Genomic DNA, 10548 nt, shown 5'->3' with positions numbered 1-10548 from the left:
CCGCCGGGGGGGCGGGGTCAGCCGACCGGCGTCGCGAAGCCGTGCTCGGCCTGGAGCCGGAGCATGGCGTGCTCGACAACGGTCACCAGCACCTGCTTGACCGACTCGCGCCGCCGCGCGTCGCACATCACCAGCGGCACGTCCGGCGAGATCGCCAGCGCCTCGCGGACCTCCTCCAGCTCGTAGTGCGGCGCGTCGTCGAACCGGTTCAGCGCCACCACGTACGGCAGGTTGCGGTTCTCGAAGTAGTCCAGCGGGGCGAAGGCGTCGGTGATCCGGCGGGTGTCCACCAGCACGGCCGCGCCCACCGCGCCCCGGATGATCTCGTCCCACATGAACCAGAAGCGGGTCTGGCCCGGCGTGCCGAAGAGATAGAGGATCAGGTCCTCGGCCATGGTGATCCGGCCGAAGTCCATGGCGACCGTGGTGGTCTCCTTGCCGGGCACCTTCGACGGGTCGTCGATGCCGACGCCGGCCGCCGTCATCAGCGCCTCGGTGGTCAGCGGCTGGATCTCGGAGATCGCGCCGACCAGGGTGGTCTTGCCCACCCCGAAGCCGCCCGCGATGACGATCTTCGCGGAGATGATCTCCCGGCTGCGGCTCGCCCCCGCGGGGTCATAGTTCGCGAAGTCCACTTAGCACCCTTCCAAGCAGGTTCATCCGCGCCGCGAACCCTGTGGCGGGAGCGGCGGTGTGTAGCGTCAGCAGGCCCTCGGCCACCAGGTCGGCGACCAGCACCCGGGTGACGCCCAGCGGCATCCGGGTGTAAGCGGCGATCTCCGCCAGCGACTGTGCCCGGCCCTCGCAGACCGAGGCGATGCGGTACTTGTCGTGCCCGGCGAACCGCGCCTCGGCCGACTGGGTGGGCGTGCAGGACAGCACCGCCTCGAGCGCGATGTTCTGCAACGGCTCGGTGCGGCCACGGGTGACCGCGTACGGTCGCACCAGCGCGCCACGCGGGTCTCGTCGTGGTTCCATCTCGCGATCACCTCCCCTCGTACGGAGCCGGACGGGCTCCGGGCCACGTCACCGGACGGCCGGTCAGGGCCGGACGGCGTCCCTGGGCAGCGGGACCAGCGCCTGGCCGACCCGTTCCACAAGCAGTGCCATCTCGTAGCCCACCTGGCCCACGTCGCAGCTCCGCGCGGCCAGCACGGCCATCGACGAGCCGTCGCTGATGGACATCAGGAAGAGATACCCGCTGTCCATCTCGATGACGGTCTGGAGCACCCCGCCGGCGCTGAACATCCGGGCGGCACCCTCGGTCAGGCTCACCACGCCGGAGGTGATCGCGGCGAGCTGGTCGGCCCGGTCCCCCGGCAGGTCGCGGGAGGAAGCGAGCAGCAGCCCGTCCGCGGACACCGCCACCACGTGGGCGATGCCCGCCACGCTGTCGGCGAAGTTGGTGAGCAGCCAACCCATGTCCTGCATGGCCGCTGGCCTGTTCATCGGTTCGTCTCCTTGGTCGAGGTGCTGTTCAGGTCCGCGCCGGCCGTCCGACCCCGCTGCACACCGCGGTGGTAGGCCGACAGCAGGCCGCGTACTTCGTCCGGGGTGCGCCGGGTGCTGGCCCGGCTGCCCTTCGGCTCGATGCCACCGGGCACGAGCTGGGCCTGCGGCACCCGCTTGGGCAGGCCGGACCGGGTGGTGCCGGCGTTGGCGGGCTCCGCGGCCTTGCTGGCCCGCGACCAGCCCTCGTCGGCGGCCGTCCGCCAGGCCTCCGGGTCGATCGCAGGCGGCGTCGGCGCCGGCGCGGGCACGGCCGTGGCGGGCGGCGGCGTCGGGGCCGCCGGCGGGGTGTACAGCGGCGGCGTGGTCAGCCCCGCCGCCTGGGCGCCCGGGGTGCGGGTCGGCAGCGGCGGCCGCGGGGACCCGCCGGCCGGCTGCGCGGACGCGGCGGCCTGCGCCGGGGCCGGCGCCGGCTCCTCGTCGAACCGGGGGCGGTTGAAGATCGTGGTCTCGTCGTCGCCGTGCGAGCGGAACCAGACCGCCTCCATCTCCCGGAAGATCGGCGCCTCGGCCGGCCGGTCCGGCCGGGCCACCACCGGGGCCGCCGGGGCCGCGGCGGCCGGCTGGTAGGCCGGCGGCGGCGGGGCCGGGGCGGCCGGGGCGGCGGTCGTCGCCGCCTCCCCGCCCGGCGCCCGCTGCGGCAGCGGATCGAGCGACGGGTACGCGACGGTCGGCCCGCCCGCCGACCAACCGGCGCCGGAGATCGGGGCGGGAGCGGCCGGGGCGGGAGCCGCCGGGGCGGGAGCGGGAGCGGGCGGCGCGGAGGCCACCGGGACGCTCGGCGGGGCGGTGGGCAGCGCGCCGGCGACGCCGCCGAACTGCACGGCCGGGGCGGTGTCCCGCGCCTCGGCGGGCGCCTGCCAGCGGGCGGGCGGCGGGGTGGCCGTGCTGCGCCACTGGTCGGCCAGGGTGGCCGTGCCGGCCCGGCCCGCGCCGGCCAGCGCGTCGGCGGCGCCGACCTGGCTGAGGGGGGACTGCTCGACGGCGAGCGGCTGGCGCGGGCGGGTCAGCGGGGCCTGGCCCCGGTTCGCCGGGAGCACCACGGTGGCGTTCGGCAGGGTGACCTGGGCGACCGTGCCGCCCTCCACGTTGCGGCGCAGCTCGACCCGGATCCCGTAGCGGGAGGCGAGCCGGCTCACCACGGCCAGACCCATCAGCCGGAACGCGGCCACGTCGACCGTGGGCGGGGCGGCCAGGCGGCGGTTGAGCGAGTCGAGCTGCTCGTCGCTGAGGCCGAGACCGCGGTCCTCGACCTGGATCAGCACGTAGTCGCGGATCCGGCGGCCGTCGGCCACCACGATGGTGTTCGGCGGCGAGAACCGGGTGGCGTTGTCGAGCAGCTCGGCCACCAGGCGGACCACGTCGTTGACCGCGTGCGCGGCGACCGAGATGTCGGTGTCGACGGTGCCGAACTCGATCCGGTTGTAGAGCTCCACCTCGGACTGTGCGGCGCGCAGCACGTCGACCAGGAGCGCGTCGTCGCGGCGCGGCACGGCCGAGTCGGCCCCGGCGAGCACCAGCAGGTTCTCGTCGTTGCGGCGCATCCGGGTGGCCAGGTGGTCCAGCTCGAAGAGCTGGGCCAGCCGCTTCGGGTCCTCCTCGCCGCGCTCGATGGCGTCCAGCTCGCCGATCATCCGGTCGACCAGGCTCTGCGAGCGGCGGGCCAGGTTGAGGAACATGGCCGAGACGCTGGTCCGCAGCGCGGCCTGCTCGGCCGCCACCCGGACGGCTTCCCGGTGGACCACGTTGAAGGCCGCGGCCACCTGGCCGACCTCGTCGCGGTTGGTCAGCTTGATCGGGTCCCGGACCTGCTGGACGATCTCGTCCACGCCGCCGTCGCCGATGGCGTTGACGTTCTGGAGCCGGCTCACCGCGTCGGGCAGGTCGTGGTTCGCCACCGCCAGCGCGCCCTCGCGCAGCCGGCGCAGCGAGTCGTTGAGCGAGCGGGCCAGGACCACGGCCAGCGTCACGGCGATGGCCAGCGTGAGGAGCACCAGCAGGCTCTCCATGAAGGCCTGCCGGATGACGTCGGTGCGCACCGCGTCGGCGTCGGCCAGCAGCTCGTTCTGAAGCTGGATCTCGGCCCACCGCATCAGGTCGCCGACCGCGCCGATGGCCGCGGCGGCCTCACCGGCGGTGACCAGCGGGGCCTGCCCGACCGAGCGGGAGACGTCGGTGGCGACCCGGTCGCCGAGCTGCACGGCGTCACCGGAGACGGTGCGGTCCACCAGGGCCCGCTGGTCCGGCTCGGCGGCCCGGGAGAAGGAGAGCAGTGCCTCCTGCTGGCCGGTCAGGGTGGCCACGAACGAGGAGAACTGCTCGTCGTCAATGCGGCCGGCGGAGAGGGCGGTGTAGGCGACCGCCTCCTCCTCGGCGACCTCGGCCTTGGCGTGGGCGAAGGCGGCCACCGCGCGACGGGCGTCGGCGAGGCTCTCGGCGCCGGGCTGCTGGGCCAGCGTGTCGCCGTACGCCACGAGGTCGTCGAGGACGATGCCGTAGCGCAGGCTCGCCTCGGAGACCGGCATCTGCTGCCGGTCCAGCACCTGCTGGCGGGTGCCGTTCAGGGTGTTCAGGTGGTCGTCGATGACCTTGAGCCGGTCGCGCACCGAGGTCGGCACGTCGCCCAGCTTGCCGCGCTCGGCCCGGTACGCCGCGATCCGCTCGTCGGTGCGGCGTACCCGCAGGTTGTAGGCGTCCGGCGTCTGGTTCGACGCGGCCAGGAAGGCGGCCGCGGCCATCCGCTCCTTGTGCAGGTCCTGGGTGAGCGCCGAGACGTCGATCGACAGCGCGGTCAGCGACCGGATCCGGTTGGCCTCGTACGCGCCCTCGCCGACCGAGACGAGTCGGATAGTTGCCAGTGCGATGACAGCCGCCACCGGAACGACGAGGATCAGGGCGAGCTTGGAACGGATCCGCGCGTCACGCAGCCGAGGCAGTCGCCGGCGCCGATTCCGCTGATCGGCGGCGGGGCTCTCGGGCAGGGTCGTAGATCCGGTGCTCACGACATCGCCTCCGTCGTTTCTTCCACGCTTGACCCGCCGACCCGTGCCTGATGCAGCGGCCAACGCCACGCGCGGCACGGCCGCGATTTCATCAGACGAGATCCTGTTTGGGAAGCGGCAGTGAGGCAGGAAACGGTCGGGGCCGACTCAACCCGTGATCCGATCACCTAATACCTTCTTTTCTCCAGCCCCCTGAACAGGGCATGTAACTCCAGAGTGGTCAGTCGTATCTGCGCAGTAATTGTCGGTTAACGTTCCGTGTCCCCAACATGTGGGACGAGCGTCCCGAAACCGCTCCCGACATCCGCGCTTGACCACAGGGCCCGGCATTGGCAAGGTTTTGCAGGCTTCGCGCACACCGTACGGCACACCAATCCCGTTCCTCCACTGAGGACGGACGAGCGGCGGTGATCGGGCGCTGGCCCACGCCGCACCTGGAGGACTGAGTTGAGCCCCATCCGCTCCGCGAGCATCGCGGTGCTCGCATCGGCCGTGCTGGCCACCACCCTCACCGGCTGCGAGATCGGCGGGGAGCCGCAGGACACCAGCCCGATCGTGATCGCCGCGGACCTCGAACTGTCCGGCGCCTCCGCGCCGATCGGCAAGGTCTACCAACGGGCGCTGGAACTGAAGGTCGAGCAGTTGAACTCCTCCGGCGCCCTGGATGGCCGGAAGATCGAACTCAAGGTGAAGGACAACCGCTCCGACGCCGCCGAATCGTTGCGGAACATCAACGATTTCAGCAGCGACTCACGGGTAACCGCCATCATCATGGGCGGCTGCAACGAATGTGCGGTCGGTGCCGTCCGCACGATCGGTGAGAAGCGTATTCCCACCCTCGCGCTCGCCTCCTCCGGCGAGGTCACGGAACCGGTGGCCGAGCGCCGCTTTGTCTTCAAGCTGGCGCCGAATGCGGCCGACAGCGCCGCCGCCCTCACCACCGAACTGACCCGCCGCAACATCCGCAAGGTGGCCGTGCTGCACAGCGCCGACAAGTACGGCCAGGAGGGGCTGGCGGCACTGAACAGCGAGTTCACCAAGGCCGGCATCAAGCTGGTCCGCGCCGAGTCGGTGCGGACCACCGACACGGAGGTCAGCACCCAGATCGACGGCCTGGTCGACAAGAAGCCCGAGGCACTGATCGTCTGGACCCCGCCGGAGCAGGCGTCGCTGGCGGCCACCACCGCCCGGCAGCGCCGCTACGCCGGCGCGCTGTTCTTCGACGCCTCGGCGGCCGGCGACCTCTTCCTGGGCGCCTCGGCGCGATCGACCGAGCGGGCCACACTGATCTTCACCCAGACCATGGTGATCGACGACGTCATCGCCACCACCCCGGCCAAGGCCGCCCGGCGGCAGTGGTTCCAGGAGTACACCGCCCGGTTCGGCGGCTACAACGGCTACTCCTCGTTCGCCGCGGACGCCGTCCAGCTCATCGCCGACGCCGAACTGCGGGCCGGCGGCGAGCCGGGCAAGGTGGACCGGAGCGCCCTGCGCGACGTCCTGGAGACCGCTCAGCTCGACGGCCTCTCCGGGCCGATCCGGATGACCCCGGACAACCACTCCGGCCTCATGCCGCAGGCGCTCACCACGCTCGTCGCCCGCGGCGGCCGCTGGCGGCTGGCCGGCTGACCGGGCCCGCTCCCGGCGGAGGCGGGAACGCCTCCCGCCGGGAGCAGCCCGTCAGCGGGCGGAGGTGGTGGCGCGGACCCAGGGCAGGGCGAGGCGCTCGACCAGGCTGAGGGCCGAGTAGAGCAGGATGCTCATCACCGCCACCAGCACGATCGCCGCCCACGCCGTCGCGGTGTCACCGACGCCGTTGTACTGGAGGATCTGGTAGCCCAGCCCGGGCCGGTCCGAATAGAACTCCCCGATCACCGCGCCGATAGCGGCCAGCGGCATGGCCACCTTCAGCCCCACGAAGATCTGCGGCAGCGCGGCCGGGAAGCGCACCTTCCGGAACGCCTGCCACCAGGACGCGTTCAGCGAGCGGCCCAGCTCGGCCAGGTCGGCGGGCGTGGTGGTCAGCCCGGTCGCCGTGGACAGCACGATCGGGAAGAAGCAGAGCAGGAACACCATGGTCAGGATGGGCTTCTGCCCCCAGCCCACCGCGACCACCAGCAGCGGACCGAAGGCGATCTTCGGCACCGCGTTGACGGCCACCAGCAGCGGGGCGAACATCCGCTCCACCCGGCTGGACGCGGCCAGCGCCATCCCGATCAGCACCCCGGCGAGCGACGAGAGCAGGAAGCCGAGCACTGTCATCCACGTGGTGATGCCCAGCGCCGGGAGCAGCACGTCGGTGGTGCCGACCAGCGAGCGCCACACCGCCTGCGGCGGCGGCAGCGCGGCCGGGTGGACCAGGTGCAGCCCCGAGGTGACCAGCCACCAGGCGGCCACCGCGATGACCAGCCCGAGCGCCGGCAGCCCCACGGCCGCGGGGCGTACGACCAGCCGGCGCGGCGCGGCGGCGGGCTCCGCCGGCCCCTCCGGCGCCGGAGCCCCGGCGCGGGTCCCGGTCAACTGCGTCACGTGTCCTCCTCTCTCGGCCGGTCGACGACCGGCACGCGAAGGGGGTGCGCCCCACCGGGTGTCCCGGCGGGCCGCACCCCCGTTGCCCGAGCCGACCGGTCAGGCCTTCGGCGCGAGGCTGAAGTCGATGATCTGGTCGGGGGTGAGGTTCTGCTTGAGCGCGCCCGCGCCCTGGAGCAGCGCGATGCTCTTGGCGACCCGGCCGCTGTCCAGCGTGCCGATGGCGGTGCCCGAGTTGCTGGAGCGGACGTACGCGGCCATGAGCTGGAGCTCCGCGGCGGACGCGGCCGGGTTGGCGGCCGGCACGTTCTTCTTCAGGAGCTCGCCCGCCTCGTCCGGGTGGGCCAGCGCGTACTCCAGGCCCTTGAGCAGGGCCGCGGTGAAGCGCTTGACCATCTCCGGCTTCTCCTTGGCGATCTTGCTGGAGGTGATCAGCACGTTGCCGTAGAGGTCCTGCATCACGTTGCTGTAGGGCAGCACGACAGGCTTCTTCTTGGCCACCGCCTCGACGGTCGGCTGGCCGACCACGAACTGGCCGATGCCATCGACCGCGCCGGAGCCGAGCATGCCGATGAGGCCCTGCGCCTCACCGTTGACCCAGGTCACCTTGCTGCCGTCGATGCCGGCCAGCCGGGCGTACGTCGGGAAGAGGTTGCGCACGACGGAGGTGGGGGTGTCGGCGAGCTTCTTGCCCTCGAGGTCCTTCGGGGTGGCGATGTTCTTGCCCTCGACCGACACGATGGCGGCCATGGTGCGCTGCTGGATCGCCGCCACCGCGACGAAGTCCTTGGCCTGGCCGTTGCCGAGCTGAAGGATGCCGCCGGTCAGGTCGATCGGGCCGAAGTCGGCCTGGCCACCGGTGATGGTCTGGATGACCGAGCCGGTGCCCTGCCCGGGCTTGATGTCGACGTCGAAGCCGGCCTCCTTGAAGAAGCCCTTCTCCTTCGCCACCCAGGCGTAGGAGTCACGGCCGAAGTTGCCGAACGAGGTGAGGTAGGTCACCTTCTCCAGCGCCGCACCGTTGCCGCTCTTGCCGTCCTCCGACTTGTCCGAGTCGCTGCTGCAGCCGCCGACGAGGGCGAGGGCGGTGGCCAGCGCCGCGGCGGCGACCGTACGGGTCAGCCTTCTCATCAGTGCACCATGTCCTTTCCGACCAGGCCATGTTCGCCCGGTCGGGTCGTGGGTCCGACGGTGTCGGCAGGAGGGGACAGCCGACGGGACCGTCGTGAGGGGACTCTTCGCGCGCAACAGCGTACGAGAAGGCCGATGAAGCCAGGCGGGCGTCCGGGTTGCGGAACGGAAACGAAGTTGCCTGACGGAAAGGAGACTGACGTCCACCCCGGACGGTGCTATAAGGACCGGCTCCCGCTACGCTAGCCCGGCTCGCGTTCGCGACGTTGGAAGGGAGCCGGCGGGAGATGATCCGACTGTCCGGGGTGTCCCGCACCTTCGACGGCCGCTCGGGCCGGGTCGAGGCGCTGCGCGGCATCGACCTCGACGTCGCGGAGGGCGAGTTCGTCGCCGTCCTCGGCCGCTCCGGGTGCGGCAAGTCCACCCTGCTCCGCATGATCGCCGGCCTGCTACCGGTCACCGACGGCGAGATCACCGTTGCCGGCACGCCGATCACGAAACCCCGCCGGGACATCGCCATGCTGTTCCAGCGGCCCGCGCTGCTGCCCTGGCGCACGGTGCTGGACAACGTCCTGCTGCCCGTCGAGATCTTCGGCCTGAGCCGGGCGAAGCACCGCGACCGGGCCCGCGGGCTGCTGGAGATGGCCGGGCTGGGCGGCTTCGAGAAGCGCCTCCCGCACGAACTGTCCGGTGGCATGCAGCAGCGGGTCTCGCTCTGCCGGTCGCTGATCGGCGAGCCCCGGGTGATGCTCATGGACGAGCCCTTCTCCGCGCTCGACGCGCTCACCCGGGAGGAACTCTCCGGCGAACTCCAGCGGGTGCACATGGAGACGAAGGCGACGATCGTCTTCGTCACCCACTCGATCGACGAGGCGGTGCTGCTGGCCGACCGGGTCGTCGTGCTCAGCCCGCGCCCCGGCCGGATCCGTGAGGTCGTCCAGGTGGCCGTGCCCCGACCCCGCACCCTGGGCCGCCACGCCCACCTGGCCGAGGTCGCCCGGATCAGCGCCGAACTGCACGAACTGCTGATGGAACGCGAGGCCACCGCCGGCGTCGTCGCGGGAGGGCGCTGACCATGCGGGTGTCCGTCTTCACCGAGCCGCACCGCGGCGCCAGCTACGACGACCAGCTCCGGTTCGCCCGGCTGGTGGAGGAGACCGGCTTCGAGGGCTTCTTCCGCGCCGACCACTACCGGTCGATGGGGGACGACCCCGGGCTGCCCGGCCCCACCGACGCCTGGCTGACGCTCGCCGCGCTGGCCCGGGAGACCTCCCGGATCCGGCTCGGCACGCTTGTCACCTCGGCCACCTTCCGGCTGCCCGGGCCGCTGGCCGTGATGGTCGCCCAGGTCGACCAGATGAGCGGCGGCCGGGTCGAGCTGGGCATCGGCGCCGGCTGGTACGAACGCGAGCACACCGCCTACGGCATCCCGTTCCCGGCGGTCACCGAGCGGTTCGACCGGCTCGCCGAGCAACTGGAGATCGTCACCGGGCTGTGGCGCACCCCGCCCGGCGAGACGTACAGCTTCACCGGCGACCACTACCGGCTTGCCGACGCGCCCGCGCTGCCCAAGCCGGTGCAGCAGCCCGGGCCACCGGTGATCGTCGGCGGCCGGGGCCCGAAGCGCACTCCCGAACTGGCCGCCCGGTACGCCGACGAGTTCAACATGCCGTTCAAGACCGTCGCCGAGACGGCCGCCGCCTACGAGCGGGTCCGCGAGGCGTGCGACCGCACCGGGCGAACCGGATCGGGGCGGGCGCCGCTCGTGCTCTCCGCCGGCATCGTTGTGGCGATCGGGCGCACCGACGCGGAGGCCCAGCGCCGGGCCGCGCCGCTGCACGTCAAGAGCGCGCTCCCGCCGGAGGACCCGGTGGTCGGCTCCCCCACCCAACTCGTCGACCGGCTCGGCGAGTTCGCCGCCGTCGGGGCCACCCGGGTGCACCTGCGCCTCATCGACTTCGACGACCTCGACCACGTGGAGCTCATCGCCGCCGAGGTGCTCCCCCAACTGGACGGACCACGATGACCGACCTCTCCGCCGACCTCGGACTCGGCCCGGTGGGCCAGGAGATCGTCTTCGAGAACGACCGGGTACGCGTCTGGCACATCCGGCTGGAGCCCGGCGAGCGGCAGCCGCTGCACCGGCACGACCACCCGTACCTCGTGGTGGCGATCGAGGGCGCGAAGAACGTGGTGCAGACGATCGACGGCACGACGATCGACGCGGACGAGCCGACCGGCGGGGTGGTCTACCGCGACCCCGGAGCCGTGCACATGCTGACCAACATCGGTGACACCACGTACCTGGCCCGGCTGGTCGAGCTGAAGTAGCCACGCCGGCGCCGACTCGCCGCGCCACGGGTGGCAAGGTGGCGAT

General features: G+C 72.4%; 10 protein-coding genes. 4 read left to right on the top strand and 6 right to left on the bottom strand.

Annotated elements, in window-relative coordinates:
• Positions 1-17 precede the first annotated feature (17 nt).
• The 4 genes from GA0070603_RS23745 to GA0070603_RS23730 all read right to left on the bottom strand — a co-directional run bounded on the left by GA0070603_RS23745 (position 18) and on the right by GA0070603_RS23730 (position 4511).
• Positions 18-635, bottom strand: coding sequence for a GTP-binding protein (locus tag GA0070603_RS23745; RefSeq protein WP_091318041.1), 618 nt, complete (start codon positions 633-635; stop codon positions 18-20).
• Positions 616-978, bottom strand: a complete 363-nt coding sequence (locus tag GA0070603_RS23740) for a DUF742 domain-containing protein (RefSeq protein ID WP_091318039.1) — start codon at positions 976-978, stop codon at positions 616-618. Before GA0070603_RS23740 ends, GA0070603_RS23745 begins: the two co-directional genes overlap by 20 nt.
• Before the next feature lie 63 nt (positions 979-1041).
• Positions 1042-1449, bottom strand: coding sequence for a roadblock/LC7 domain-containing protein (locus GA0070603_RS23735; protein WP_091262735.1), 408 nt, complete (start codon positions 1447-1449; stop codon positions 1042-1044).
• The gene (locus tag GA0070603_RS23730) at positions 1446-4511 is read right to left on the bottom strand and encodes a sensor histidine kinase (protein WP_091318036.1); all 3066 of its coding nucleotides are present in this window, start codon (positions 4509-4511) and stop codon (positions 1446-1448) included. Before GA0070603_RS23730 ends, GA0070603_RS23735 begins: the two co-directional genes overlap by 4 nt.
• 447 nt (positions 4512-4958) lie before the next feature.
• On the opposite strand from GA0070603_RS23730, the gene GA0070603_RS23725 reads away from it, so the two are divergent.
• Positions 4959-6140, top strand: coding sequence for an ABC transporter substrate-binding protein (locus tag GA0070603_RS23725; protein WP_091318033.1), 1182 nt, complete (start codon positions 4959-4961; stop codon positions 6138-6140).
• A gap of 51 nt (positions 6141-6191) precedes the next feature.
• Here the strand turns inward: GA0070603_RS23725 and GA0070603_RS23720 are convergent, their stop codons facing one another.
• Together GA0070603_RS23720 and GA0070603_RS23715 are read right to left on the bottom strand one after the other, a co-directional pair.
• Complete coding sequence (locus GA0070603_RS23720; RefSeq protein WP_425270517.1) at positions 6192-7031, bottom strand: ABC transporter permease; 840 nt, start codon at positions 7029-7031, stop codon at positions 6192-6194.
• Positions 7032-7139: 108 nt separating this feature from the next.
• Entirely contained in the window at positions 7140-8171 is a 1032-nt protein-coding gene (locus GA0070603_RS23715) for an ABC transporter substrate-binding protein (protein WP_091318027.1), read from the bottom strand.
• A 287-nt stretch (positions 8172-8458) separates the two neighbouring features.
• On the opposite strand from GA0070603_RS23715, the gene GA0070603_RS23710 reads away from it, so the two are divergent.
• From GA0070603_RS23710 to GA0070603_RS23700, 3 genes are read left to right on the top strand one after another with little or no spacing between them, the layout of a single operon-like run.
• Complete coding sequence (locus GA0070603_RS23710) at positions 8459-9244, top strand: ABC transporter ATP-binding protein (RefSeq protein ID WP_091318025.1); 786 nt, start codon at positions 8459-8461, stop codon at positions 9242-9244.
• A 2-nt stretch (positions 9245-9246) separates the two neighbouring features.
• A complete protein-coding gene (locus GA0070603_RS23705) occupies positions 9247-10197 on the top strand; it encodes an LLM class F420-dependent oxidoreductase (RefSeq protein ID WP_091318023.1) in 951 nt (316 codons plus the stop codon).
• Positions 10194-10502 carry a cupin domain-containing protein gene (locus tag GA0070603_RS23700; protein ID WP_091318020.1) on the top strand — a complete coding sequence of 103 codons (309 nt, stop codon included), beginning with the start codon at positions 10194-10196 and terminating at the stop codon, positions 10500-10502. The genes GA0070603_RS23705 and GA0070603_RS23700 overlap by 4 nt, the downstream gene beginning before the upstream one ends.
• Positions 10503-10548 lie beyond the last annotated feature (46 nt).

This window comes from Micromonospora chersina (assembly GCF_900091475.1).
Lineage (GTDB): Bacteria > Actinomycetota > Actinomycetes > Mycobacteriales > Micromonosporaceae > Micromonospora > Micromonospora chersina.
The sequence above is the reverse complement of the archived record's forward strand: the minus strand, read 5'-3'. Positions and strand labels throughout refer to the sequence as shown.

Bases quoted from the DNA above. Each gene is read 5' to 3' on its own strand.
- GA0070603_RS23740 (WP_091318039.1), bottom strand. From the start codon at position 978: ATGGAACCACGACGAGACCCGCGTGGCGCGCTGGTGCGACCGTACGCG.
- GA0070603_RS23735 (WP_091262735.1), bottom strand. From the start codon at position 1,449: ATGAACAGGCCAGCGGCCATGCAGGACATGGGTTGGCTGCTCACCAAC.
- GA0070603_RS23715 (WP_091318027.1), bottom strand. From the start codon at position 8,171: ATGAGAAGGCTGACCCGTACGGTCGCCGCCGCGGCGCTGGCCACCGCC.
- GA0070603_RS23710 (WP_091318025.1), top strand. From the start codon at position 8,459: ATGATCCGACTGTCCGGGGTGTCCCGCACCTTCGACGGCCGCTCGGGC.
- GA0070603_RS23705 (WP_091318023.1), top strand. From the start codon at position 9,247: ATGCGGGTGTCCGTCTTCACCGAGCCGCACCGCGGCGCCAGCTACGAC.
- GA0070603_RS23700 (WP_091318020.1), top strand. From the start codon at position 10,194: ATGACCGACCTCTCCGCCGACCTCGGACTCGGCCCGGTGGGCCAGGAG.